Genomic DNA, 23,449 nt, shown 5'->3' with positions numbered 1-23,449 from the left:
GATCGCAGGCGGTCCTTCCGTCCCCGACGATCCGCAGACGCTCGAGATGGAGGACGACCGTGGCCCAGACCAGCACCGAGCGCGACCGCACCGCGCCCGACCCCGACGACTCCCGCAAGCCCGACGGACCGACCGAGGTCACCAAGCGCTCCTGGGGCTACGTCCTCAAGAAGACGCTCCGTGAATTCGGCGCCGACCAGTGCACCGACATCGCGGCCGGCCTCACCTACTACGCCGTCCTCGCGCTGTTCCCCGGGCTGCTCGCGATCGTCTCCATCCTCGGCCTCTTCGGCCAGGCCGAGACCACGACCGACACCGTGCTCGAGATCGCCGGCGGATTCGTGTCGGCCGACGTCCTCGACACGGTCCGCGGCCCGATCCAGGAGCTCACCTCCAGCCCCGCCGCCGGACTGGCCTTCGTCACCGGTGTCCTCGGCGCCCTCTGGTCCGCCTCCGGCTACGTCGGCGCCTTCGGGCGCGGGATGAACCGCGTCTACGAGATCGACGAGGGCCGCCCGATCTGGAAGCTGCGCCCCACGATGCTCGCCGTCACCCTCGTGACGGTCCTCCTGCTCGTGATCGCCGGGCTGATCCTCGTGCTCAGCGGACCCGTCGCGCAGACCATCGGCGACGCCGTCGGCCTCGGCGAGGTCGCCCTGACCGTGTGGAGCATCGCCAAGTGGCCGGTGCTGATCGCGATCATGGTCGTCATCGTCGCGGTCCTCTACCACTGGTCGCCGAACGTGCGGCAGCCGAAGTTCCGCTGGACCAGCATGGGCTCGATCCTCGCCCTCGTCGTCTGGGCGCTGGCCTCGGCCGGCTTCGCGTTCTACGTCGCCAACTTCAGCAACTACAACAAGACCTACGGCGCGCTCGGCGGCGTGATCGTCTTCCTCCTCTGGCTCTGGATCACGAACCTCGCCCTGCTCTTCGGGGCCGAGTTCGACGCCGAGCTCGAGCGCGGCCGCCAGCTGCAGGCGGGCATCGAAGCCGAGGAGCACATCCAGCTGCCGCCCCGCGACACCCGGCAGAGCGAGAAGAAGGCGGAGAAGCACGCCGAGGACGTCGCCGACGGCCGCGAGCTCCGCGAGAGCGCCGGGCGCCCCCAGCGGTGATCCCGATCGGGCGGGACCTCGGGGCCCATTAGGGGAGCCGCCTCCCCGCGGCAACCCTCTTGAGGGCCCGCGGGCGGCGCGCGGAGGCTGGACGCATGCGGAAACTGCACTACTCCAGCGGCCACCTCCTCGTCGGCGACCTGACCTGCAAGGCGGTCCTCCGGTACGCCCGGGCCCTCGCGGACGTCAACAAGTCGGACGTCGTCTCGGTGCCTGTCCTGACCGAGGGCGGCGGCCGCGCATACGCCCACCTGCTGATCGGGCCGGCGAGCCAGCTCTGGTCGCTGCCGATCGACAGCAGCGAGGTGGAGGAGCCGGACGACGCGGAGGTCATCGCCCACATCGAGCTCGAGACGCGCCGCATGCAGCCGGCCCGCCCCTCCTGGAGCGAGGAGATGACGGACATCCCGCCGCTGGACTTCCTCGAGTACACGGACATCGCCGACCTCGAGGACGCTCGGCGCGACCCGATGGACTAGGCCGCCGCCGGCTCCTCGGTGGAGCGGGAGTCGCTGAGGGACAGCGAGCCGATCGTCGCGATCACGCCGACGAGGACCGCCACGACCAGGAAGGCGACCCGCTCACCCGCGAAGAAGCTCCGGACGAGGTCCGCGCTCCACGCGCCCGCCGGGAGGGTGGTCGCCACCAGTGCGGCGATCAGCGTGCCGACGACGGCCGTGCCGATGCTGGTGCCGATCTCCTGGGCCGTGTCGTTGAGCGCCGCACCGATCGAGGTGCGGTTCGCGGGCATCGCCTCGACGAGGGCGACGGCGCAGATGGTCATGATCGTCCGCAGGCCCACCGTCATCACGACCATCATCACGGCGATCGCGAGGTAGCCCCGGTCCACCGCCCAGGACATCCCGAGCAGCGCGCCGACCAGGAGCCCGGTGCCGATCAGGCAGGCCGCGCGGTGCCCCAGCTTCGCGGCGAGGCGCTCGGTGACCGGAGTGGCGGCGAGCATCGTGACGATGACGGGCAGGTTCGCGAGGCCGGCGCGCACCGGGCTCCAGCCGTAGGCGTACTGGAAGTGCAGGATCAGGCCGAACAGGACGCTCGCGAAGGCGACCGAGGCGCCGAGCTGCGTGAGCGCCGCTCCCCGCGCGGGGCCGGCGCGGAAGATCGCGAGGTCGATCATGGGCGAGACGGCGCGGCGCTCGCGGACGACGAATCCCGCGACGGCGGCGACGGTGCCCGCGGCGCAGGCGATCGTGAGGAGCGACAGCCAGCCGTTCTCGACTCCGCTGGTGAGTGTGTAGCAGCCGAGCCCCACCGCGGCGACGGTGAGGGCGGTCCCCGGCAGGTCGAGCCGACCGGAGGTGAGGTCGGCGCGCTGGTCTGCGGGGACTCCGAGGCGCACGCCGATCCAGACCAGCAGCGCGATCGGGGCGTTGACGACGAGCAGCCACTGCCAGCTGACGGTGCTGAGGATCGAGCCGCCGAGGAGGGGGCCGAGGACCATGCCGGACATCCCGACGATCATCACGATCGTGATCGACCGCATGCGGAGCCTCTCGTCGTCGAAGAGCCGGAACACCAGCGACATCGTGACGGGCGCCATGGCGGCCGCGGCGCAGCCGAGCGCCGCGCGGAGGGCGATCAGCTGGCCGATGTCGGTGACGAGGACGACGGCGAGGCTGATCAGCCCGAACGCGGCGAGGCCGGTGAGGAGCACGCGGCGGCGGCCGAACCGGTCGGCGGCGGACCCGGCTGTCAGCAGCAGCCCGCCGAAGGTCAGGGAGTAGGCACCGGTCACCCACTGCAGTCCGGCGGTCGACCCGTCGAGTGAGCGTCCGATCGTCGGGAGGGCGATCGAGAGCAGCGTGTTGTCGACCATCTCGACGAAGAACGCGAGGCAGAGAGCGGCGAGCGGGAGTGCCGCGGAGCGGAGGGAGGTGTGAGCGCGGGACTCGGCGGAGGTGGTCGTCGGAGCGGACATCGAGGCGCCTTCCTATCGAACGCCGTTCGACTCTCGTACGGCGTTCGATAGTATGGAACGTCGTTCGGTAAGATGCAAGCCATGCCTGCAGATCGCCCGACGGAGACCGCTGCCGCGCCCTCCCCCGCCCGGGGCCGCCGCCGAGCGTCGCACTCGCTCGACACCGTGCTGGCCGAGGCGATCGCGATCCTCGACGAGTCCGGGGAGTCGGCCCTCACGTTCCGCGCGCTCGCGGCCCGACTCGGCGGCGGTGTGGCGAGCATCTACTGGTACGTCGGCAGCCGCGACGAGCTGCTGGAGCGGGCGACCGACGAGGTCATGGGTCGGGTCCTCGCCGACAGCGAGCCGCTCACCCACGGGCCGGACCCGATCGACAACGTCCGCGCCGTCGCACTGGCCCTCTTCGACGAGTGCGTCCGCCGACCCTGGTTCGGCATCTACATGCTCCGCACGACCGGGGTGCAGCCCAACTCGATGGCGATGTACGAGCGCCTCGGGCAGCAGCTCATGGCTCTCGACCTGACGCCCCGGCAGCGGTTCCACGCCGTGTCGTCCATCGTCAGCTACGTCGTCGGAGTCGCGGCCGACCTGGCGCAGCCGCCGCCCCGCGAGTTCCTCGAGAGCGGGATGGAGAGGGGCGAGTTCCTCGAGCACCTGGCCGACCGCTGGCGCGCCCTCGATCCGGAGGAGTTCCCCTTCGGCCACCACGCGGCCGACGTCATGGCGACGCACGACGACCTCGACGTGTTCCGCTCCGGCCTCGACCTGCTGCTGGCCGGGCTCCGGCTGCAGGCGGGGCGGGGCTGAGGCCGGGTCAGCTCCTTGAGGTCCGCCGGATCGCGACCACGGTCACGTCGTCCGCCAGCAGCCCCTCGGCCGCCAGGCGGGTGACGCCGGCGACCGCGGCGGCGGCGGTCGCGGGGGCGGCGACGGCCGCGTCGGCCACCCGGTCGAGGGCGGCGAGGGAGCCGTCGAAGAGGTCGAGCACACCGTCGCTGCAGATCAGCAGCAGGTCGCCGGGGTCAAGCCGGAGGCCGGTCGGCTGCCACTCCTGCGTGCCGAGGAGGCCGAGCGGCAGGTGGGCGGAGGGGATGCGCTCGCGGGAGCCGTCGGTGCGGCAGACGATTCCAAGTCCGTGGCCGGCGTCGACGAGCGCGATGTCGCCGGTCGAGGCGCTGAGCCGCAGGTGGAGGAGCGTGACGAACGCGTCGTTCGCCGCCAGATCCGGCTCGACGACCCGGTCGATGAGCGCCATCGTCGCCGCGGGGCCGAGGGCGGGAGGAGTGACGCGCAGGGCGGCGCGGACCGTGGCGGCGATCATCGCGGCGCCGACCCCCTTGCCCATCACGTCGGCGACGGTGACGGCGAGCCCGTCGGGCGTGCAGCGCCAGTCGAAGAAGTCGCCGCTCACCGTCCCGCTCTGCACGCAGGCGCCGGCGACGTCGTAGCCCGGGAGGTCCGGGACCGAGCGGGGCTCGAGCCGCCGCTGCACCCTCTCGCCGTCGGCGAGCTCCTGCCGCGAGCGGGCGGCGCCGGCGGTGAGCATCTGCGCGACCTGCTCGCCGCTGAGCGACGCCATGCTGAACGACACCACGACCAGCAGCACCAGCGTGATCAGCGTGGTGGTCGGGGTCCCGAACCAGGTCGCGAACAGCTCGCTGCGCAGCCCCGCGGCCAGGAACACGGCGAACCGGAGCGCGTAGTAGAGGGAGAGGGCGCCGGAGCTCAGCAGCAGCGGCCAGCGCGTGCGCGAGCGTCCGGCGCCGAGCAGCGCGATCTCGCGGGTCGACAGGCCGATGAGGAGCGCCATCGAGGCGAGGTAGAGCGGCCCTCCCGACCAGTCGTTGACGGCGGGAGAGTCGAGGCTGGACACGCCCGTCACCACCACGGTCGGAGCGACCACCAGCCACCACGGCGTCGGCCGGCCGCGGAGGGAGCGGCTCGCCGCCCAGACCGCGGCGGCGCCGGCCACGATGAGCCCGTTCCCGAGCGGATTCGCCCACACCTGGTCGGCCGTGCCGTCGCGGAGGTAGGCGAGCGAGCCGCCCATGAACAGCGCGAGCGCCGTGCACCACCAGAAGCTGAAGGACGAGCGCGTCGACCGGTAGGTGACCAGCGCGAACAGCAGGAAGAGGGTGAGGGCGGTGACCCCGAAGGCGACGCGGAGGGTCGTGGCATCGAGCAAGGCGGGTCCGTGGCCCTTCCAGGAGACCGAGCGGCGGAGCGGCGGACGGGCGCCGCGATCAAGGGGATCCTGGCACGGCGCACGGGCCGTACGCGGCGCGCCGTGGAGGCCGGCCCCGGGGATCCGCGGCAGTGCGGCCCGTCCGCCCACCCGACGGGGGGAGCAGGAGGGGAGCCCGCACGTTCGAGGAGAGGCCACCGCCCTCGCGCTCGATACAGCATCGCGTGTACCGTCGCTCCCGTGCCCGCCTCCGCGACCCTCACCCACTCCGCCGCTCTCGCGCGCCTCGGATCCGCCCTGGCGGACGAGACCCGGTCCCGGATCCTGCTCGCGCTGCGCGAGGCTCCGGCCGTCCCCTCCGACCTCGCGGACGCGCTCGGGGTCTCGCGGCAGGTGATGTCGAATCAGCTCGCGTGCCTCCGCGGATGCGGGCTGGTGGAGGCCGTGAAGGACGGCCGGTACACCTGGTACCGGCTGGCCGAGACCCGGATCGCCGGGGCGCTCGACCACCTGCTCCGCCTGGCCCTGGTCGTCGATCCGGACTGCTGCTCCGGCGACGACTGCCGCTGCGCATGAGCGCCCTGCGCGCTCCGCTCCTCCCCGCCCGCCGCCGCGTGCTGCAGAGGCGGATCCGCTGGATCGTCGGCGCGACCATCGCCTACAACGTGGTTGAGGCGATCGTGGCACTCGCCGCCGGGACGGTCGCGTCGTCCACCGCGCTCGTCGCCTTCGGCCTCGACTCCGTGGTGGAGGTGCTCTCCGCCGCGGCCGTCGCCTGGCAGTTCTCGGGCCGCGATCCGGAGGCGCGCGAGCGCACCGCGCTGCGGGTGATCGCCGTCTCGTTCCTCGGCCTGGCCGCGTTCGTCGCCGTCGACTCGGTCCGGGCGCTGCTCGGATTCTCGGAGGCCCAGCACTCCCCCGTCGGCATCGTGCTGGCCGCCGTCAGCCTGCTGGTGATGCCCGCGTTCTCCCTGCTCGAGCGCCGGACCGGCCGCGAGCTCGGCTCGGCCTCGGCGGTCGCGGACTCGAAGCAGACGCTCCTCTGCTCGTACCTCTCCGCCGCCGTCCTGGTGGGCCTGCTGCTGAACAGCACGCTCGGATGGACGTGGGCCGACCCCGTCGCCGGCCTCGTGATCGCCGCGGTCGCCGTCCGCGAAGGCCTGGAGGCCTGGCGCGGCGAGACCTGCACGACGCCGATCGCCGCGCTGACGAGCGAGGACTCGGAGGCCTGCGGCTGCTGCTGACGGGGGCGGGACGGCGCGGCGCACATCGGCGGTGGACGACCTCCGTCAGGACTTCGTCGCGAGGCCGGCGGCCGATCGGACCCGCTCCGGAGCTACCGACGGCCTGCCCGCGCCTCGACGACGTGCCGGCACCCGATCCCGCCGCGCTCCAGCTCCTCGCGCTCGCGGCGGAGCCCGACGCGGACCCGCCGCGCCTCGGCCAGCGGCAGCACCGCCTCCGGATCGACGGTCGCCAGCAGGAGCGCCGCCCGCGACCTCGCCGCCACCCGCACGTCCAGGCACGGCGTCTCCTCGGCGAGCCCGAGCAGCGCGGCCACCAGCAGCTCCAGCTCGACCGCGGTCGCGTGGAGCACCAGAACCCGCGAGGCCGGGCTCGACGGGCGGCGGACCAGGAGCGTCGCTCCGGTCATCGTCGCCGCCCTCCCCTGCCCGGGACCGGTCCGGGACGTCCGCCCCGCCTCGGCCCTCGGCGACCGCCCGCGCGACGTCGGCGTGCACGCATGGGGTTCCTTCTCTCGTCCTGCTGCGGCGCGATCTGCACCGCACCTCCATCCGACGACTCGGGCACCCCGGCCGGGGAGAGGGTTGCCACGCGCGCGTCGGCGGGTCAGGAGGCGCCGGGGCCACCGGGGATGAGAGGGTTGCGCGATGTCCACTGCGAGCGTGCCGTCGCCGCGCGCCGGAGTCCGGACCCGGCGCTTCCGGCGCCTCGCCCGCACGGGATTCGCCGTGAACGGACTGATCCACCTCCTGATCGGCGGCCTCGCCCTGCGCGTCGCGGTCAGCGACGAGACCTCGCGGGAGGCGGACGCGTCCGGAGCGATCGGGCGCATGGCCGACTCCCCCGTCGGGCTCGTGGTGGTCTGGGCTGCGCTGGTCGGGCTGGTCGCGCTCGGGCTCTGGCAGCTCTCCCTCGGCGGGCGCTCCTCCGCGCCGGGGCTCCCCGCCCGCCTGGGCCGCCGGATCGTCGAGTCGGGCAAGGGCTTCGCCTCGCTCACGCTCGCGGGCACCACGCTCGTCTTCGCGCTCGGCGGCTCGACGAGCTCCTCGGCCACGATCCGCCGCATCAACACCGAGCTGCTGACGAGCACGGTCGGCGTCGTGATCCTCGTGATCGTCGGCGGGATCGTGCTGGGCAGCGGGATCGGCTTCGTCGCGATCGGGATCCGGCGCGGCTTCCGCAAGCTCGTCCGCATCCCCGAGGGCCCGACTGGGACGGCAGTGCTGATCCTCGGCGCGACCGGCTACATCACGAAGGGGCTCGCTCTGGGCCTGGCCGGCGGGATCTTCGTGGTCGCGGCGCTGACCGGCGACGCCCGCCAGGCGACCGGGCTCGACGGGGCCATCCGCTTCCTCGACGTCCCTCCGTACGGCACGATCGCCCTGACCCTGGTCAGCGCGGGACTGGTCATGTACGGGCTGTTCCTCGTCGCCCGGGCGAAGCTCGCGAAGCTCTGAGCCGACGCGGCAGTCGTTCACAGTCGCCACCCATATCGCTGAGTATCGTTCGGAGAAACAGGAGGTCATCATGAACGGATCGTCATCGACCGGCGCGTTCGGCACCGGCACGCCCATCGAGAGCATCTGGCGCGCGATGGAGCAGGCCCGCTCCCGCATGGAGAAGCGCGTCGGCTCCCGGGTCGGCCGCGGGGACGTGCGCACCGCGGTGCTCGCGCTCCTCGCCGAGCAGCCCATGCACGGCTACCAGATCATCCGCGAGATCGAGGAGCGCAGCGGAGGCGACTGGAAGCCGAGCCCCGGCTCGGTCTACCCGACCCTCCAGCTCCTCGCGGACGAGGGCCTCATCACGGCCGACGAGCAGAACGGCCGCAAGACCTACACGCTGACCGACGCCGGCCGCGCGACGGTCGCCGAGCACGGCACCTCGACCCCGTGGAACGACTCCGACCACGTCGACTTCGGCGCCCTGCCCAAGGCGGGCCTCGAGCTCGCCCAGGCCGCGGCCCAGGTCGGACGCTCGGGCACCCCCGAGCAGATCCGGAAGGCCGTCGCCGAACTCGAGGACGTGCGCCGCCGCCTGTACGCGATCCTCGCGCAGGACTGACCCGGGTGGCCTCGGTCAGCCCGGGTCCTGCCGCCCCGGGCCACCGAGAGCGGGAGGACCGGCGGCGCTACCGCCGGATCCTCCGCTTCGCCGCGTGGCATCTCGCGGTCACCTGGTTCTTCGACCTGCTCCTGCCGCGGGTGGGGCTCACGCGCGTCGCGCTCCGCACCCGGCCCGGCCGGATGCGCCGCTTCGCCCGCAGCTTCCACGTGCTCGCGGTCGACCTCGGCGGCCTGATGATCAAGGTCGGCCAGTTCATGTCGTCGCGCCTGGACGTGCTGCCGCCCGAGATCACCCGCGAGCTGGAGGGGCTGCAGGACGAGGTCCCGCCCGTCCCGTTCCCGCGGATCCGGGCGCTGGCCGAGTCCGAGCTCGGGCTGCCGCTCGAGCGCGCGTACGCCGGAGTCGACGAGTCGCCCGTCGCCGCCGCCTCGCTCGGCCAGGCCCACCGCGCCCGGCTCTCCCCCGCCGACGCCGAGGACACCGGCTACTCCGCGGCCATCATGAAGGTGCAGCGGCCGGGGATCGACCAGATCGTCGAGGTCGACCTCGCGGCTCTGCGCCGCGTCGGCGGCTGGCTCAGCCACGTTCGCCTCGTCTCGGACCGCGTCGACGCCCCGGCACTCGTCGAGGAGTTCGCGGTCACCAGCCTCGAGGAGATCGACTACCTGCAGGAGGCGGCCAACTCCGTCCGCTTCGCCGCCGACTTCGCGGGCGACGCCCGGGTGGCCGTCCCGGACGTGGTCTGGGAGCGCTCGACCCGCAAGGTCCTCACGCTCGAGGACGTCACCGCGATCAAGATCACCGACCACGCCGCGCTGCTGGCCGCCGGGATCGACCCGCGGGAGGTCGCTCCGGTCTTCGCGGCCGTGATGTTCGACCAGCTCTTCACCAACGGCTACTTCCACGCGGATCCGCACCCCGGCAACGTCTTCGTCACGCCGACCCCTGGGGGCGAGCTGCCCTGGCGCCTCACCTTCATCGACTTCGGGATGATGGGCGAGGTGCCGCCGAGCACCCGCGCGGGACTGCGCCGGATGCTGATCGCCGCCGCCTCCCGCGACGGCAAGGGGCTCGTCGACGCGGCCCGCGCGGTCGGCGTCCTCCTCCCCTCGGCCGACTCCCGCGAGCTGGAGCGGGCGCTCACGCAGCTCTTCGCCCGCTTCGGCGGCATGGGCTTCGCCGAGCTGCGGGAGGTGGATCCGCGCGAGTTCCGCGACTTCGCCGTGCAGTTCGGCGACGTCGTGCGCGCTCTGCCGTTCCAGCTCCCCGAGAACTTCCTGCTCGTCATCCGCGCGATGTCGCTGACCTCGGGCGTCTGCAGCGCGCTCGACCCGGCCTTCAACCTGTGGGACTCGGTCGAGCCCTACGCGCAGCAGCTGATCCGCGAGGAGCGCGGCTCCGTCGTGCAGGACGTCGGCAAGCAGGCCGTCGACACGCTCGGCCTGATCTGGCGCCTGCCGCGCCGGCTCGACGAGCTCGTCACGACCCTCGACGACGGCGAGCTCGCGGTCACCGTCCCCACCATCGAGCGCCGGCTGAACCGGCTCGAGGGCACCGTCCGCCGCGTGATCTCGGCCGTGCTGTTCGCGGGCCTGCTGATCGCGGGCGCCGTCGTGCGCCCGGACGACAGCGGCTTCGGGACCGTGCTGATGATCGCGTCGGCGCTTCCGCTGCTGCACGCCCTACTGGCCCGCGGCCCGCGCGGCTGACGGCCGCCGTCGGACCGCGGCCGCCGCGTCGCATCCGTCACCTCCTCCGCCCACCTCACCGGCGGCGCGGTCGACATCGGCTACACGGACGCGGACAGCTGGCTCGCGCAGCACGGCACCGACTACGGGCTCTGCCAGATCTACGCGAACGAGATCTGGCACTTCGAGCTCGCCACCGAGCCGGGCGGCGACTGCCCGGAGCAGCTGCCCGACGCGAGCGCGACCTGAGCGGCTCTCCCGCGCTCCCGGGATCCGATGCGTCGCGAAAGGTCGTCATCGGAGGCGAAGGGGAGCCGTTCGCGACGCATCGATCGCGCAGGCGGCCGGGCTCAGCGGCTGGTGAGCAGCTCGACGAACTCGTCCGCCATCGCGAGCTGGGCGCTCAGCGCCTCGCGGCGCTCGCGGGCCTGCGCGACGAAGGCGTCGAGCTGCGCGCGGACCTCGGCCGGCGCGTCGTCGCCCTCGGCCTCGAGGGTGTCGATCACGCGGAGCAGCGCGGCCATCTCCTCCAGCGAGAAGCCGAGCGGCTTCATGCGGCGGATGAGGATCAGGCGGTCGTAGTCGGTGGACGTGTAGAGGCGGAAGCCGCCCTCGGTGCGGCCGGACGCCTTCACGAGGCCGATCTCGTCGTAGTGGCGCAGGGTCCGGAGCGAGAGGCCGGTCCGCTCGGCGAGCTCGCCGATGTGCATGGTGCCGATCCTGCTCACCCCTTCAGATCTACCCTTACGTGAGGGTAGGGTTGCCCGTGCTGCTGACACGCCTCTGCAAGCTTGGCATCCCCGCCCGCTTCCGCCGACCCGATGCCGCAGCCCTCCGCGCTCCTCGTCGAGCACCCCTCCCACTCCCTGGAGCCGCCGCGATGGCCCTCGCCTCGAAGACCCCTGCCCGCCCGCACGCCGAGCCCACCGTGATGACGGCGCTGCGCACCCCCCGCATCCTGACCCGCGAGGTCCTCGCCGGCCTCGTCGTCGCACTCGCGCTCATCCCCGAGGCGATCTCGTTCTCGATCATCGCGGGCGTGGATCCGCGGGTCGGCCTCTTCTCGTCGTTCGTGATGGCCGTGTCGATCGCGTTCCTCGGCGGCCGCCCCGCGATGATCACCGCCGCCACCGGCGCCGTCGCCCTGGTGATCGCCCCCGTCGCCCGCGACTACGGAATGGACTACTTCATCGCGACGGTGATCCTCGCGGGCGTGCTCCAGATCGTGCTCGGGCTGCTCGGAGTGGCGAAGCTCATGCGCTTCATCCCCCGCAGCGTGATGGTCGGATTCGTGAACGCGCTGGCGATCCTGATCTTCTCGGCGCAGATCCCCAACCTGATCGGCGTGCCCTGGCTGGTCTACCCGCTGGTCGCCGTCGGCATCGTGATCATGGTGGTGATGCCGCGCCTGACGAAGGCCGTTCCGGCGCCTCTCGTCGCCATCGTCCTCATCACCGCGGCGGTCGTCGTCACGGCGGTCGCCGTCCCCACCGTGGGCGATCAGGGCGAGCTGCCCCGCAGCCTCCCCGAGCTGTTCCTGCCGAACGTACCGCTGACCTGGGAGACCTTCACGACCATCGCGCCGTACGCCGTCGCGATGGCGCTCGTCGGGCTCCTCGAGTCGCTGATGACCGCGAAGCTCGTCGACGACATCACCGACACCCCCTCCCGCAAGACCCGCGAGTCACTCGGGCAGGGCGCCGCGAACGTGCTCTCCGGCCTGTTCGGCGGCATGGGAGGCTGCGCGATGATCGGCCAGACGATGATCAACGTGAAGGCGTCCGGCGCCCGCACCCGCATCTCGACCTTCCTCGCCGGCGTGTTCCTCCTGATCCTCGTCGTCGCGCTCGGCGACCTCGTCGCGATCATCCCGATGGCCGCGCTGGTCGCGGTGATGGTGATGGTCTCGGTGGCGACCTTCGACTGGCACAGCATCCGCCCGTCGACCCTGAAGCGGATGCCCGTGGGCGAGACGGTCGTCATGATCGCCACGGTCGTCGTGGTCGTCCTCACCCACAACCTGGCGATCGGAGTCGTCGTCGGCGTCCTCGCCGCCATGGTCGTCTTCGCCCGCCGGGTCGCCCACTTCGCCACCGTCGAGCGCACCCTCTCGGCCGACGGATCGACGGCCCACTACACGGTGACCGGCGAGCTGTTCTTCGCCTCCAGCAACGACCTCACCACGCAGTTCTCCTACGCGGAGGACCCTGCGCACGTCGTGATCGACCTCTCCGGCTCCCACATCTGGGACGCCTCGACCGTCGCCGCGCTGGACGCCGTCACGACCAAGTACGAGCGCCACGGCACCCGCGCCGTGATCGAGGGCATGAACGACGCCTCCACCCGGATGCACGGCCGCCTCGCCGGGAACCTCGGCGCGGGGCACTGAGGGCGGGGGCCGCGGGACCGCGGCGCCCGCCGGGGTCGATGCGTCACGAACGGTCGTCACGGCGGGCGGATGAGGACCGTTCGTGACGCATCGATCCCGAGGGGGCGGGGGTGGGAGGGCGAGCGGGCGGCGCTAGACGCGCACGGGCGCGACGGAGGCGCGGCGGATCAGCCGCGTCTCCAGCTCCATGCGGGTGGCCGAGGCTCCCGAGGCGAGCAGGGTCGCCGACCGGTGCGCCTGGTGCAGCATCCGGAAGGCGATGGCGCCCATCTCGCCGATGGGCTGCTGGATCGTGGTCATCGGCGGGGTCGCCCAGGCCGACTCCTCGACGTCGTCGAAGCCGATGACGCTGAGGTCTCGCGGGATGCGGAGGCCGGCGTCGTCGGCGGCCTCGTAGACGCCGAGCGCCATCACGTCGGAGCAGGCGAAGAAGGCGGTCGGCGCGTCCGGCTCGGCGAGCATCAGCCCGGCGGCCTCGCGGGCCAGCTCGCGGTCCCAGTCGCAGTAGGCGACGCGCGGATCCTCGACCCCGGCGGCGCGGAGCGCGGTGGTGAAGCCGTCGATCCGGGCGCTGCTGTAGAGCTGGGTGCGGGTGCCGCCGAGGACGCCGAAGCGGGTGTGGCCGGCGTCGAGGAGGTGCTCGGCGGCCATGCGGCCCCCGTCCCAGTTGGTCGCGCCGACGCTCGCGACGTCGGCCGGCGGCCGCGTGCTGGGGTCGACGACGACGACGGGCAGCTCGGCGGCGGTCAGCAGGTGCAGCTGCGCGGCCGAGACGTTGACCAGCACCACGATGGCGCCGAGCGAGGGGCGGCGGAGGAGGCGGCTGATCCAGGCGCCGTCGTCGCGGGCGCGGGTGAGCACCAGGTCGACCCCGGCGGCGGAGGCCTCGGCCTCGATCCCCTCGAGGACCGGTCCGATCCAGGTGCCGCCGATGTGGCCGACGACGACGTCGACGATCTGGGCGGAGTGCGGATCCTCGACCGGCGGGCGCAGGCGCGGGCGGCGGCGGTAGCCGAGCGCGTGCGCCGCCTCCATCACGCGCAGGCGGGTCGCCTCCGAGACGTCGGTGCCGCCGTTGAGCACCTTCGAGACGGTGGGGACGCTCGTCCCGGCGCGCTCGGCGATGAGCGCCATGGTCGGGCGCGTGGTCGCTCCGGAGACGTCGTCGTGGTCGGGCATGTGCTCACCGTAGCGGATGCCGACTTTCGCAACTAGCCCTGCGGCAGGACGGCTTGCTCCCGCCGGGAACCGCGGTGCATGATGGTCGGACGCTGGGGCTCCCGCGCAGAAGTTGCGCAAGTCCTGTTCGATGACGAACCGCGGAGCGATCCGCCCGCACGTGAGGACGACGATGACCGACCACTCCCCGACCACTCCCGGCAAGACGGCCCTCGTCGTCCGAGGGGGCTGGGACGGCCACCAACCGGTCGAGGCGACCGAGCTGTTCCTGCCGTTCCTCCGCGACAACGGCTACGACGTGCGCGTCGAGGAGTCGACCGCCGTGTACGCCGACGAGGCCTACATGCGGACGGTCGACCTGATCGTGCAGTCGAACACGATGACCTCCATCCAGTGGGAGGAGTTCCTGGGCCTCCGCGCGGCGGTCGAGCGCGGCACGGGCCTCGCCGGCTGGCACGGCGGGATCGCCGACTCCTACCGCGACAACTCCGACTACCTGCAGCTGATCGGCGGCCAGTTCGCCTCGCACCCCGGCAAGCACCCGGACGAGCGCACCGGCGAGCAGTCGGACAACTACATGCCGCACACGATCGAGATGACGGCCCTCGCCGCCGACCACCCGATCACGCAGGGCATCACCGACTTCGAGCTGGTCACGGAGCAGTACTGGGTGCTGCACGACGACTACAACGACGTGCTCGCCACGACCACGCAGGCCGTCCGCCCGTGGGACCCGTGGAAGCGCCCCATCACCTCCCCCGCGATCTGGACCCGCCTCTGGGGCGAGGGCCGCATCTTCGTCTCGACGCCGGGCCACCGCGTCGAGATCCTCCAGGACGACAACGTCCGCACGATCATCGAGAGGGGAATGCTGTGGGCGTCCCGCTGAGAGTCGGCATCATCGGCGTCGGGAAGATCAGCGAGCAGTACCTCGCGAACCTCCCGACCTTCCCCGGCCTCCGCCTCGTCGCGGTCGCCGACCTGAACCAGGAGCGGGCGCAGCAGGTCGCCGACGAGCAGGGCGTCCGCGCCCTCACCGTCGACGCGCTGATCGACGACCCGGAGATCGACGCGGTGCTGAACCTCACGATCCCGGCGGCGCACGTCGAGATCGGCACCCGCGCCCTGAAGGCGGGCAAGCACGTCTTCGCCGAGAAGCCGCTCGGGCTGAACCCGGCCGAGGCCGCGCCGATGCTCGACCTCGCGGACGAGCTGGGCCTGCGCTTCGCGAGCGCCCCGGACACGGTGCTCGGGACCGGCGTGCAGACCGCGCGCCTCACCCTCGACTCCGGCGCGATCGGCACCCCGATCGCCGCGCAGGTGCACTGGGCCGCTCCCGGCCACGAGCGCTGGCACCCGGCGCCCGAGTTCTACTACCAGCCCGGCGGCGGCCCGCTGCTGGACATGGGCCCGTACTACCTGACGGCGCTCGTGCACTTCTTCGGGCCGGTCGTCCGCGTCACGGGCCTGGCCACCCGCTCCGACCGCCCGCGCACGATCGAGACCGGGCCGAAGGCGGGCACGCCGATCGAGGTGACGATCGACACGCACATCACCGCGCTGCTCGAGCACGCGAGCGGAGTCGCCACCACCGTCACCGTGAGCTTCGAGGTCTGGCGCAGCCGGGCCCCGAAGTTCGAGGTCTACGGCACCGAGGGCACCATCTCGGTCCCGGATCCGAACATGTTCTCGGACCCGGTCGAGGTCGCCGTCCGCGACGAGGACTGGCGGGTCGTCCCCGACTCCGCCGGCGTGATCGACACCGGTCGCGGAGTGGGACTGGCCGACCTCGCGGAGGCGATCGCGGAGGACCGCCCGCACCGCGCCTCCGGCCGCGTGGCCCTGCACGTGCTCGAGATCATGGACGCCGTGCTCCGCTCGAACGTGGAGAAGGCGGTCGTGACGATCGCGAGCACCGCCGAGAAGCCCGACGTGATGCCGCTGCGCACGGCGGGCTCGATCGGCGCCTGACAGCGCCGGGGGGCGACGACGGGAGGCGGGGGATCGCCGCCAGCGCGTCGCTCCCCGTTCGGGGGTGACGGCGGGGGGCGACGCCGTAGACTCGGCGGATCGACGGTCCTCAGCCGCCGCCGCACGCGGAGGGGGATCGGCCGTGGCAGTCGGCTTCCGGCGGAGCGGTGAGCTCCGTGCCCTCGCGCGCCCCCGGCTCCGGGCGGCCGGCGACCCGCTCTCCCCCGAGGACCACCGCTCCCGGCTGTCCGGTTGGCTCAGCATGCCCGGCGGGCCGGGTCTCGTGCGCCCCTCCGCCCTCGCTCCGGCGTGGGAGGCGCCCCTGCTCCGGCTCGTGCGCGCCGGGGCGCCGGCGGAGGACCTGCACGAGGCGACCACCGGCTCCCCCGAGGGCTCGCGCCTCGCGGCCGTCGTCGAGCTCGTCCGCGACGCCCTGCACTCCGCGGACGACGATCGCGCTCTGCGGCTCACCGGCTGGCTGGTGCGCATCCGCTACGACCCGTCGGCCGACTCCTTCCTCCGCCGCTACGGGATCGCGCTGACCGTCCGCCTGCCGCTGAGCGGCGGCCTCGACGTGGAGGTGCCGCTCGACGCCCCGGCGCTGCGCCTGCTCTACGCCGAGCTGGCAGCACCGATGGATCCGACCGCGGCTGTCGTGGCGGTCGAGACCCTGGAGCCGTCGACCCTCGCGGCGTCGACGCTCGCCTCCCTCTACTCCGCCCGCCGCCGCTGGAGCGACGTGGCCGAGTTCTCGGCGCCCGTCGAGAACGTGGACGCCGCCTCCGCCGCGGTGCTCATCCGCCGCGGCGTCGCTCTCCGCGAGCTCGGCCTGATCGAGGGCGCCCTCGAGGCGTTCGACCGCGTGGTGCGCCCGACCGTCACCAGCGCGCGTCCCGTGGAGCTGCGGGCGGAGGCGCTGCTCGAGCGCGCGAGCACGCTCCTCTCGGACGGGCGCACGGCTCCTGCTCGGCGCGATCTGGAGCGCGTGCTCTCCCGCTACCCGGACAGCGCCGCGGCGCACGAGCTGCTGGCGGTCACCGGGCGCTGACGCGACGGAGGGGCGCACCCTCTGCAGGATTCGCCCCTCCGGGGAGTGCGTCGGCTCAGTGCGTCGGCTCAGTGCGTCGGCTCAGCCCTCGGCCTTCGAGGGCTTGCCCTCGGCGGGCAGGACCTCGTGCGGGGTGTCGCGCTCGTCCTCGCCCTCGGCCTGCGACGGCTTGTCGGACTGGTCGTCCGGGTCCTCGACGGGACTCGGGGTCTGGTCGCTCATCGGAGTCCCTCCGGCTCGTCGGACGTGGCGGACGGCTCGGGGTGCGCCTCGAACTCCATCCAGGCGCGGTCCAGATCGGCCTGCGCCGACTCGGGCTCGCTGGCGAAGTAGCCGTCGTAGATCGCGCGGCCGCCGTGCTCGGGCAGGTCGTCGCGACCGCCGAAGGCCTGCGCGAAGCGGCCGACCTCGTCGTCCCTCTTCTGCTGATCCCGCAACCAGGCGGGGAAGGTCTGCGTCATGGTGACACCTCTCTCTCCTGCCCTCCAGCCAATCGCCCGCCGCGGATCCGGGCAAGCCCTTCCGCCGCGGGCCCCGAGGGGCCAGGCTCCGCCCTGGAGGGCCCGGGCTCCGCCCTGGAGGAGCGGCGCTCCGCCCTCTAGAGGACATGTCCGCTACAGGGCGCCCCCGCCCCCGCCGCGGAGGAGAGCCGGCCCCTAGCGTGAGCCCGTGACCGACCCCGCTTCTCCGCGCCCCGCCCGCACCGCCGCGGGTCTGCGCCGCACTCTGCTCGCTCTGACCGCGACCGTCGCTCTGCTCGCCGGCACTGCGGCTCCCCTCGCCTCCGCCGAGCCGGACCCGGTGCCGGTCGGGAACGACCACCTCGCCAACGGCGTCGCCGCCTGGGGGCGCTACCTCAACGGGGAGTGGGACGTGCCGGCGGGCATGTCCGACCTCACGGACGTCGCGAGCAGCTACAGCCACACCCTCGCGCTCCACACCGACGGCACCGTCGAGGCCTGGGGAGCGGATCTGGAGGGCGAGCGGGACGTGCCGGCCGGGCTCCGCGAGGTGACCGCGATCTCGACCGGGTACCTCCACAGCATCGCCCTCACGATGGAGGGGACGGTCGTCGCGTGGGGCGACGACCGTCAGGGCCAGACCGACGTCCCGGCCGGACTCGGCGGCGTGACCGCCGTCGCCGCGGGCAGCTACCACACCCTCGCTCTGCGGGGCGACGGGACCGTGGCGGCCTGGGGCTCCGATCGGTTCGGAGCGACCGACGTGCCGGTGGGTCTCTCCGGAGTGGTCGCGATCGCCGCGGGCGGCTGGAACAGCCTCGCGCTGCGCGCCGACGGGACCGTCGTGGCGTGGGGCGGCGACGACAGGGGCGCGTACACCGCCCCGGCAGGCCTCCGCGACGTCGTCGCCGTGTCGGTCAGCTACTCCCACAGCCTCGCCCTGAAGCGGGACGGCACCGTCGTCACCTGGGGCGACCCCGCCGACTCCGGCTTGCCGCGGGTCCCCGCCGATCTCGGCGGTATCACCGCGATCGCCGCCGGCATCGGCTTCAGCGTCCTGCTGACGTCCGACGGCACCGTCGTCTCCCTGCACCCCGACGGCGACACGGAGCTGGACGTCCCGGCCGGGATCACGGGCGCCACCGGCATCGCGGTCGGCTTCAACCACGCCTTCGCGATCGGCCCGCTGCCGACCCTCACCGCCGACACCGCCGAGACGCTCGTCAAGACCGGGACCCGCTACTCCGCGACCTTCACGGCGTCCGGCCCGGCCGCGACCTTCGAGGTCTCGTCCGGCGCCCTTCCCGCGGGGTTGGCCCTCTCGCCGGAGGGCGTCGTCTCGGGCAGGCCGACCACCGCAGGCGACTCCACCTTCACGGTGAGCGCGCGGAACGCGTACGGCACCACGGCCGGCGTGCCGCACACGGTCACCGTGGTCCCCGCGAACACCCCGCCCGTCGTGACGGTCGCCTACGCCACCGACGGCGCCTCCTACGAGAAGGGCTCGGAGCCGAGGGCCGCCTGCGCGATCACGGATGCGGAGAGCGGAACGTTCAGCGAGGAGGCCGTCGTCACCGGCACGCTCGTGAACGGCCTCGGCACCCGCACGGCGACCTGCACCTGGACCGACCCCGGAGGACTGACCACGACCGCCACCGCGACCTACCGGATCGTCGACACCGGCGTCCCCACCATCGCCGCGACGACCGCGCCGACGGCTCCGAACGCCGCGGGCTGGTTCCGCTCCCCCGTCTCCGTCGGCTTCTCCTGCGCCGACGGCAGCGGCTCCGGGATCCGCAGCTGCACCCCCGCGCGGATCCTGCGCGAGGGCCCCGGCCAGAGCGTCACCGGCACCGCCGTCGACAACGCGGGCAACCGTGCCACGACGACCCGCAGCGGCATCGACATCGACTCCACGAAGCCGCAGCTCTCGTTCACGTCGAAGCCCGAGGGGTCCTACCCCTACGGCACGGCGCTCCCGGAAGCGCGCTGCCTCGCGGACGACGCGCTCTCGGGACTCACCGGCGACTGCGTGATCACGGGCGGCGGCCGCTCCGTCGGACCGCACGTGTACCGGGCGACCGCGACCGACCGGGCGGGCAACGTCTCGACCCTCACCGCGTCCTACACCGTGACCCCGTGGGCGATCGGCGGGCTCAGCACCTCGGTGAAGAGCGTGACCGCCGGAGCCGCGACCGGCATGACGTTCCAGGTGACGTCCACGTCGTCCGCGGGCACGTTCCGCCACTCCGCCCTCGCCGACGTGCGCAGCGTCACGCAGAGGCAGACCTCCTGCACCGCCGGCGCCGTCCTCACCGGAGCGCCGACGACCACCCTGACCGGACGCCTCCGCTACGACACCGCGACGAACCGCTACGTGAAGGCGTGGACGGTGCCCGCGAAGCGGGGCACCTGCTGGACGCTGACGGTCACGACGGCGGACGGCAGCACGGGGAGCGCCCGGTACTCGGTGAAGTAGCGGCGCCGGACGGCCGACGCGCTCCGATCAGGCTCCCGCCGCGGCGTACCGCTCCGCGAGCACGCGGAACGCGGTGGCCAGCTCGGGCGGCTCGGCCCCGGCCATCGGAGCGTCGAACCGGCCGAACGACGCGGCGAGCGCCTCCCACGACCAGGCGCCGAGGGCGAGTCGGCAGCCCGCGTCGCCGAGGTCCTCCACCTCCCCGTCGCCCGCGTAGGGCAGGACCTCGGCGGCGGGCGCCGTCAGCACGACCGAGCCGCGGCACGGCCACCCCTCCCCGGGCGCTCCGCCGCGGAACCGCGCCTCCAGGAACTCGGCGGGACTCCCGCCCGGCAGCGCCCGGCGGCGGAAGCGGGCGCCGCGGGGCGAGCGCGGCTCGAGCCGGTCCACGCGGAACACCCGCCAGTCGTCGCGGTCGAGGTCGAAGCCGATGAGGTACCAGCGGCCCTGACGCGCGACCAGGTGGTGCGGCTCGACGCGGCGCACCGCCTCCGCGTACGCGTACGCGAAGCGGAACACCTCCGAGGCCCGGACGGCCGCCGCGACCGCGACCAGCCGCTCCGGAGGGACCGCGGGGGCCGACGCCGCCGCGACCGTGAAGCGCAGCGCATCAGCTCGGGGCCGGAGCCGGGCGGGCAGGACCTGCCGCACCGTCGCCAGCGCACGGGCCGACGCCTCCTCGAGCCCCGCGATCGGCGCGCGCAGGGCGGCGGTGAGGGCGAGCACCTGCTCGTCGTCGAAGAGCAGCGGCGGGAGCTCGGCGCCGGCCTCGAGCCGGTACCCGCCGTCGGGGCCCTTCGCCGCGTCGATCCGGTAGCCCATCGTGCGGAGTCGGTCGACGTCGCGACGCACCGTCCGCGGCGCGATCCCCAGGCGCTCGGCGAGCACTCCGCCCGGCCAGTCGCGGCGGGTCTGCAGGAGAGAGAGGAGCAGGAGGAGCCGCTCGGTCGTCGTGGGCACGTCCCGAGGGTATTCCGAGAAGAGGACCGTCACCGTCCTCTTCTCCTGGGAGCGTCGGGGCACCGGGTGATCGACCCGGCACGACTGCGAGGAGCGCACCATGAGCATCACCACGACGACCCACCTCAACTTCCGCGGACAGGCCCGCGAGGCACTGGAGTTCTACGCCTCGGTCACGGCAGGCCGGGTCGACGCGATGTCCTACGCGGACGCGAACGCTGTCACCGCGCCCGACGAGGCCGACCAGCTGATGTGGGGCCAGGTCGTCTCCGAGGCCGGCTTCCGCGTCATGGCGTACGACGTCCCCGCGCACACGGCTTACGACCCGGGCACGATCCCGGTGTTCGTGTCGCTGCGCGGCTCCGACGCCGACGAGCTGCACCGCCTCTGGGACGGCCTCTCGGAGGGGGCGGCGGTCGTCGTGCCCCTGGCCCCGGCGGCCTGGTCGCCCCTCTACGGGATGCTGCGCGATCGCTTCGGAGTGACGTTCGTCGTCGACCTCGAGGTCGCCTGGGGCTGAGGCCCGCGGGCTCGGCGGCGGGGCGCGTCCCACTGCGGACGCGCCGGCCGCCGACTCGGTACGCTCAGCACCGGATCCGGTCGGAGGGACGCTGCATGCTGGAGACGATCTCCGAGGCCCTCTCGCTGGTCACCCTCCCCCTCGGCGTGCTGTTCCTGCTCGCCGCGTTCGTCGCGGCGCTGATCGACGGACGCTGGCTGACGACGACCGCCTACCTCGAGGAGGGTCCGCCCCTCGCGCTGCACTGGGTGACCCGGGCCGGCGAGGTGCGATCGCGTCCGCTGTCCGCCGGGGACCCGCTGACGCCGACGCGGTCGGACCAGCGGGAGGTGCACTACCGCGAGGAGGATCCGCACCGCATCCGCCTGCACCGGTGGAGCGACGCGGTGCGGGCGCTGCGCCTGACCGGCCTGATCCTGCTCGGGGCGGGCGTCGTCCTCGGGATCCTGTCGACGGCGCTGGCGGTCCTCGCCTAGGCGGCGCTCCGTGCGCGAGGATCGGACCCGTGGATGCGGAACGGGTTCTCGGTGACGGTCGGGCCGACGGGGTGTGGTGCCGGCTCGGGGAGCCGCTGACGGTCGCGCAGATCGCTCGCGGCGGGCCCGCGTGGCTGTGCCTGGACGCGCAGCACGGCGGGTTCGACGACGCCGCGGTCCTCGCCTCCCTTCGCGCGCTCGGCGCCGTGAGCGGGAGGCCGCCCGTCGGCGTCCGGGTCGCGGGAATCTCCGACGCGCTGATCGGCAGGGCGCTCGACGCCGGAGCGGACGTCGTCGTCGTCCCGATGATCGAGACGGTCGAGGAGGCGCTCGCGGCCGTCCGCGCCGCGCACTACCCGCCGCTCGGCCGCCGCAGCTGGGGGCCGATGTCCGATCTCTGGGGCGCCACTCCCCCGTCGGCCGCCGAGGCGCGCACCGCGCTCTGGGTCATGATCGAGACGCAGGCCGGCCTCGACGCCGTCGATCGGATCCTCGCGGTGCCGGGCGTGAGCGGAGTCTTCGTCGGCCCGTTCGACCTCGCGATCGGCCTCGGACGGGACCTGTCCGACCTGCTCGCCGCCGACGGTCCGGACGACCCGCTGCCGAGGATCGCCGCGGCGGCCCGGCGCGCGGGCAAGGGTGCCGGGGCCTACGCCGGCGACCGCGAGCGCGCCGGGCTGCTGCGAGCGCTGGGCTTCCCGAGGGTCGCGGTCGCGACGGATCAGTCGCTGATCGCGCTCGGCACCGCGGCGGCGCTCGACGCGGACGCCGCCGACTCCGGCTGCTGAGCCCGAGGCCGGGAACGGGGCCGGACGCCGGTCACCGGCGAGCGCTCCCACCGGGGGGACGCACGGGCTCCGGCGGCTCGGGGACGAAGCGGAGGCCGCCGGCGGAGTTCGCGAGATCGGTGAGCGCCGAGATCCAGGCGGGGTTGATGCGGGGCATGCGGCCGCCGGCGTAGGTGTAGCGGAGCGTGTGCGAGGGGTGCAGCCAGATCGCGCTGCGGCCGTCGCTCATCCCGTTCTCGTCGCGCCAGGTGAGCAGGCACGACTCCCCCCGGCGCAGCTTCGCGGTGAGGACGATCTGCAGGTGGGCGAGCACCCGGTCCTCGACGTCGATCTCGACCGATCCGTCGTAGTGCAGCTTCCCCATCGGCGTCTCCCGGCCTCGTCCTCGGAGGACGGGCGCGCCTCCGGCCCACCATCCTCGGGTGTCGTCCAGTGACCAGTTCGGGGCGACGACAACCGGCGGATCAGCTGGTATCGGCGGATCCGCTGGTCTCGACGGGGCGGGGCTCAGGCCGGCGGGTTCGCCGCCATGAAGTCGCGCATCGGCAGCAGGTTCTGGAGGGGCGCGAAGTACCCGAAGCGGGGCAGGTCGAAGACCACTCCCGCGACTCCGGAGGACCCCATCGCCGCGATCCACTCGAGCGCGGCCGGCATCGGCACCTTCAGCACGCGCGACGCGTCCTCGTCGGAGAGGCCGGCGTGCAGCGCCCCGGCGCGGGCGCGCTCCCCCGTGGTGAAGGCGAAGACCATCGGCCCCGACTCCAGGCCGCCGACGAAGGGGGTGGGCGCGTCGTCCGGCCCCCGCGCGATGAAGCACCACACCGGCAGGGCGTAGACGCTGCGCCAGAGCGCGTCCATCGCGGCGAAGCTCTCGGGGTCGGCGCGCAGGGCCTCCGCCCGGGCGTCGATCTCGACGGTCTGATCCATGGGGCTCCCCTC

At 73.5% G+C, this 23,449-nt stretch carries 26 protein-coding genes; 16 read left to right on the top strand and 10 right to left on the bottom strand.

The features are described from left to right. The first annotated feature begins 59 nt into the window (after positions 1–59). Together C5C69_RS12740 and C5C69_RS12735 are read left to right on the top strand one after the other, a co-directional pair. Complete coding sequence (locus C5C69_RS12740; RefSeq protein WP_104227131.1) at positions 60–1,115, top strand: YihY/virulence factor BrkB family protein; 1,056 nt, start codon at positions 60–62, stop codon at positions 1,113–1,115. A 95-nt stretch (positions 1,116–1,210) separates the two neighbouring features. Then, on the top strand, positions 1,211–1,594 hold the full coding sequence (locus C5C69_RS12735; RefSeq protein WP_104227132.1) for a hypothetical protein: 384 nt from the start codon (positions 1,211–1,213) through the stop codon (positions 1,592–1,594). Here the strand turns inward: C5C69_RS12735 and C5C69_RS12730 are convergent. Further along, the gene (locus tag C5C69_RS12730) at positions 1,591–3,054 is read right to left on the bottom strand and encodes an MFS transporter (RefSeq protein WP_104227133.1); all 1,464 of its coding nucleotides are present in this window, start codon (positions 3,052–3,054) and stop codon (positions 1,591–1,593) included. The genes C5C69_RS12735 and C5C69_RS12730 overlap by 4 nt on opposite strands. An 81-nt stretch (positions 3,055–3,135) precedes the next feature. On the opposite strand from C5C69_RS12730, the gene C5C69_RS12725 reads away from it, so the two are divergent. Then, positions 3,136–3,861 (top strand): TetR/AcrR family transcriptional regulator, encoded by a 726-nt coding sequence (locus C5C69_RS12725; protein WP_219812305.1) that lies wholly within the window; start codon positions 3,136–3,138, stop codon positions 3,859–3,861. Positions 3,862–3,868: 7 nt separating this feature from the next. Here C5C69_RS12725 and C5C69_RS12720 read toward each other — a convergent pair whose 3' ends face one another. Next, on the bottom strand, positions 3,869–5,239 hold the full coding sequence (locus C5C69_RS12720) for a PP2C family protein-serine/threonine phosphatase (RefSeq protein ID WP_104227135.1): 1,371 nt from the start codon (positions 5,237–5,239) through the stop codon (positions 3,869–3,871). Positions 5,240–5,479: 240 nt separating this feature from the next. Here C5C69_RS12720 and C5C69_RS12715 point away from each other — a divergent pair, with 240 nt between their 5' ends. Next, positions 5,480–5,815 (top strand): helix-turn-helix transcriptional regulator, encoded by a 336-nt coding sequence (locus C5C69_RS12715; protein ID WP_104224288.1) that lies wholly within the window; start codon positions 5,480–5,482, stop codon positions 5,813–5,815. Further along, positions 5,812–6,483 (top strand): cation diffusion facilitator family transporter, encoded by a 672-nt coding sequence (locus C5C69_RS12710; RefSeq protein WP_104258029.1) that lies wholly within the window; start codon positions 5,812–5,814, stop codon positions 6,481–6,483. The genes C5C69_RS12715 and C5C69_RS12710 overlap by 4 nt, the downstream gene beginning before the upstream one ends. 92 nt (positions 6,484–6,575) lie before the next feature. Here the strand turns inward: C5C69_RS12710 and C5C69_RS12705 are convergent, their stop codons facing one another. Next, complete coding sequence (locus tag C5C69_RS12705) at positions 6,576–6,893, bottom strand: hypothetical protein (protein ID WP_104224290.1); 318 nt, start codon at positions 6,891–6,893, stop codon at positions 6,576–6,578. A gap of 238 nt (positions 6,894–7,131) precedes the next feature. Here C5C69_RS12705 and C5C69_RS12700 point away from each other — a divergent pair, with 238 nt between their 5' ends. From C5C69_RS12700 to C5C69_RS12690, 3 genes are all read left to right on the top strand, one after another. Next, the gene (locus C5C69_RS12700) at positions 7,132–7,941 is read left to right on the top strand and encodes a DUF1206 domain-containing protein (RefSeq protein ID WP_104227140.1); all 810 of its coding nucleotides are present in this window, start codon (positions 7,132–7,134) and stop codon (positions 7,939–7,941) included. Between the two features lie 70 nt (positions 7,942–8,011). Continuing rightward, positions 8,012–8,548, top strand: a complete 537-nt coding sequence (locus C5C69_RS12695; RefSeq protein WP_104224292.1) for a PadR family transcriptional regulator — start codon at positions 8,012–8,014, stop codon at positions 8,546–8,548. Between the two features lie 5 nt (positions 8,549–8,553). Further along, positions 8,554–10,260 carry an AarF/ABC1/UbiB kinase family protein gene (locus C5C69_RS12690; RefSeq protein WP_104227141.1) on the top strand — a complete coding sequence of 569 codons (1,707 nt, stop codon included), beginning with the start codon at positions 8,554–8,556 and terminating at the stop codon, positions 10,258–10,260. A 329-nt stretch (positions 10,261–10,589) separates the two neighbouring features. On the opposite strand, the gene C5C69_RS12685 is transcribed toward C5C69_RS12690, so the two are convergent. Beyond that, positions 10,590–10,949 (bottom strand): MerR family DNA-binding transcriptional regulator, encoded by a 360-nt coding sequence (locus C5C69_RS12685; protein ID WP_104227142.1) that lies wholly within the window; start codon positions 10,947–10,949, stop codon positions 10,590–10,592. Positions 10,950–11,119: 170 nt separating this feature from the next. Here C5C69_RS12685 and C5C69_RS12680 point away from each other — a divergent pair, with 170 nt between their 5' ends. Continuing rightward, positions 11,120–12,628 (top strand): SulP family inorganic anion transporter, encoded by a 1,509-nt coding sequence (locus C5C69_RS12680; protein ID WP_104227143.1) that lies wholly within the window; start codon positions 11,120–11,122, stop codon positions 12,626–12,628. A gap of 132 nt (positions 12,629–12,760) precedes the next feature. Here C5C69_RS12680 and C5C69_RS12675 read toward each other — a convergent pair whose 3' ends face one another. Further along, positions 12,761–13,807, bottom strand: coding sequence for a LacI family DNA-binding transcriptional regulator (locus C5C69_RS12675; protein WP_104258028.1), 1,047 nt, complete (start codon positions 13,805–13,807; stop codon positions 12,761–12,763). A 172-nt stretch (positions 13,808–13,979) separates the two neighbouring features. On the opposite strand from C5C69_RS12675, the gene C5C69_RS12670 reads away from it, so the two are divergent. From C5C69_RS12670 to C5C69_RS12660, 3 genes are all read left to right on the top strand, one after another. After that, entirely contained in the window at positions 13,980–14,696 is a 717-nt protein-coding gene (locus tag C5C69_RS12670) for a ThuA domain-containing protein (RefSeq protein WP_104227162.1), read from the top strand. After that, complete coding sequence (locus tag C5C69_RS12665; protein WP_104227146.1) at positions 14,681–15,778, top strand: Gfo/Idh/MocA family protein; 1,098 nt, start codon at positions 14,681–14,683, stop codon at positions 15,776–15,778. The genes C5C69_RS12670 and C5C69_RS12665 overlap by 16 nt, the downstream gene beginning before the upstream one ends. A gap of 142 nt (positions 15,779–15,920) precedes the next feature. Further along, positions 15,921–16,826: a tol-pal system YbgF family protein gene (locus tag C5C69_RS12660; protein WP_104227147.1), complete on the top strand. Its 906-nt coding sequence runs from the start codon at positions 15,921–15,923 to the stop codon at positions 16,824–16,826. A gap of 81 nt (positions 16,827–16,907) precedes the next feature. Here the strand turns inward: C5C69_RS12660 and C5C69_RS17040 are convergent, their stop codons facing one another. Beyond that, positions 16,908–17,048 (bottom strand): hypothetical protein, encoded by a 141-nt coding sequence (locus C5C69_RS17040; protein ID WP_159940045.1) that lies wholly within the window; start codon positions 17,046–17,048, stop codon positions 16,908–16,910. Beyond that, positions 17,045–17,287 (bottom strand): hypothetical protein, encoded by a 243-nt coding sequence (locus tag C5C69_RS12655; RefSeq protein ID WP_104227148.1) that lies wholly within the window; start codon positions 17,285–17,287, stop codon positions 17,045–17,047. The genes C5C69_RS17040 and C5C69_RS12655 overlap by 4 nt, the downstream gene beginning before the upstream one ends. Before the next feature lie 208 nt (positions 17,288–17,495). Between C5C69_RS12655 and C5C69_RS12650 the strand changes: the two genes are divergently transcribed. Next, positions 17,496–19,766, top strand: coding sequence for a PxKF domain-containing protein (locus C5C69_RS12650; RefSeq protein ID WP_104258027.1), 2,271 nt, complete (start codon positions 17,496–17,498; stop codon positions 19,764–19,766). Between the two features lie 27 nt (positions 19,767–19,793). Here C5C69_RS12650 and C5C69_RS12645 read toward each other — a convergent pair whose 3' ends face one another. Next, complete coding sequence (locus tag C5C69_RS12645; RefSeq protein ID WP_258067530.1) at positions 19,794–20,726, bottom strand: YafY family protein; 933 nt, start codon at positions 20,724–20,726, stop codon at positions 19,794–19,796. 100 nt (positions 20,727–20,826) lie between these two features. Here C5C69_RS12645 and C5C69_RS12640 point away from each other — a divergent pair, with 100 nt between their 5' ends. The 3 genes from C5C69_RS12640 to C5C69_RS17030 all read left to right on the top strand — a co-directional run bounded on the left by C5C69_RS12640 (position 20,827) and on the right by C5C69_RS17030 (position 22,510). Continuing rightward, on the top strand, positions 20,827–21,246 hold the full coding sequence (locus C5C69_RS12640) for a VOC family protein (protein ID WP_104258026.1): 420 nt from the start codon (positions 20,827–20,829) through the stop codon (positions 21,244–21,246). Positions 21,247–21,341: 95 nt separating this feature from the next. After that, on the top strand, positions 21,342–21,722 hold the full coding sequence (locus C5C69_RS17035; protein ID WP_104267914.1) for a hypothetical protein: 381 nt from the start codon (positions 21,342–21,344) through the stop codon (positions 21,720–21,722). 29 nt (positions 21,723–21,751) lie between these two features. After that, positions 21,752–22,510, top strand: a complete 759-nt coding sequence (locus C5C69_RS17030; RefSeq protein ID WP_181127062.1) for an HpcH/HpaI aldolase/citrate lyase family protein — start codon at positions 21,752–21,754, stop codon at positions 22,508–22,510. Positions 22,511–22,541: 31 nt separating this feature from the next. On the opposite strand, the gene C5C69_RS12630 is transcribed toward C5C69_RS17030, so the two are convergent. Continuing rightward, positions 22,542–22,874: an ATP-dependent DNA ligase gene (locus C5C69_RS12630; protein WP_104258024.1), complete on the bottom strand. Its 333-nt coding sequence runs from the start codon at positions 22,872–22,874 to the stop codon at positions 22,542–22,544. Positions 22,875–23,017: 143 nt separating this feature from the next. Next, positions 23,018–23,437, bottom strand: a complete 420-nt coding sequence (locus C5C69_RS12625) for a hypothetical protein (protein ID WP_104258023.1) — start codon at positions 23,435–23,437, stop codon at positions 23,018–23,020. Positions 23,438–23,449 lie beyond the last annotated feature (12 nt).

This window comes from Rathayibacter sp. AY1C7 (genome assembly GCF_002931865.1).
In the GTDB taxonomy this organism is placed as follows: Bacteria; Actinomycetota; Actinomycetes; order Actinomycetales; family Microbacteriaceae; genus Rathayibacter.
This window is presented reverse-complemented; position numbering and strand designations above follow the sequence as displayed.

Excerpts from the sequence above, each read along its gene's own strand:
- C5C69_RS12735 (WP_104227132.1), top strand. The coding sequence starts at position 1,211 with ATGCGGAAACTGCACTACTCCAGCGGCCACCTCCTCGTCGGCGACCTG.
- C5C69_RS12730 (WP_104227133.1), bottom strand. The coding sequence starts at position 3,054 with ATGTCCGCTCCGACGACCACCTCCGCCGAGTCCCGCGCTCACACCTCC.
- C5C69_RS12725 (WP_219812305.1), top strand. The coding sequence starts at position 3,136 with ATGCCTGCAGATCGCCCGACGGAGACCGCTGCCGCGCCCTCCCCCGCC.
- C5C69_RS12710 (WP_104258029.1), top strand. The coding sequence starts at position 5,812 with ATGAGCGCCCTGCGCGCTCCGCTCCTCCCCGCCCGCCGCCGCGTGCTG.
- C5C69_RS12705 (WP_104224290.1), bottom strand. The coding sequence starts at position 6,893 with ATGACCGGAGCGACGCTCCTGGTCCGCCGCCCGTCGAGCCCGGCCTCG.
- C5C69_RS12700 (WP_104227140.1), top strand. The coding sequence starts at position 7,132 with ATGTCCACTGCGAGCGTGCCGTCGCCGCGCGCCGGAGTCCGGACCCGG.
- C5C69_RS12695 (WP_104224292.1), top strand. The coding sequence starts at position 8,012 with ATGAACGGATCGTCATCGACCGGCGCGTTCGGCACCGGCACGCCCATC.
- C5C69_RS12685 (WP_104227142.1), bottom strand. The coding sequence starts at position 10,949 with ATGCACATCGGCGAGCTCGCCGAGCGGACCGGCCTCTCGCTCCGGACC.
- C5C69_RS12680 (WP_104227143.1), top strand. The coding sequence starts at position 11,120 with ATGGCCCTCGCCTCGAAGACCCCTGCCCGCCCGCACGCCGAGCCCACC.
- C5C69_RS12675 (WP_104258028.1), bottom strand. The coding sequence starts at position 13,807 with ATGCCCGACCACGACGACGTCTCCGGAGCGACCACGCGCCCGACCATG.
- C5C69_RS12670 (WP_104227162.1), top strand. The coding sequence starts at position 13,980 with ATGACCGACCACTCCCCGACCACTCCCGGCAAGACGGCCCTCGTCGTC.
- C5C69_RS17040 (WP_159940045.1), bottom strand. The coding sequence starts at position 17,048 with ATGAGCGACCAGACCCCGAGTCCCGTCGAGGACCCGGACGACCAGTCC.
- C5C69_RS12655 (WP_104227148.1), bottom strand. The coding sequence starts at position 17,287 with ATGACGCAGACCTTCCCCGCCTGGTTGCGGGATCAGCAGAAGAGGGAC.
- C5C69_RS12640 (WP_104258026.1), top strand. The coding sequence starts at position 20,827 with ATGAGCATCACCACGACGACCCACCTCAACTTCCGCGGACAGGCCCGC.
- C5C69_RS17035 (WP_104267914.1), top strand. The coding sequence starts at position 21,342 with ATGCTGGAGACGATCTCCGAGGCCCTCTCGCTGGTCACCCTCCCCCTC.
- C5C69_RS12630 (WP_104258024.1), bottom strand. The coding sequence starts at position 22,874 with ATGGGGAAGCTGCACTACGACGGATCGGTCGAGATCGACGTCGAGGAC.
- C5C69_RS12625 (WP_104258023.1), bottom strand. The coding sequence starts at position 23,437 with ATGGATCAGACCGTCGAGATCGACGCCCGGGCGGAGGCCCTGCGCGCC.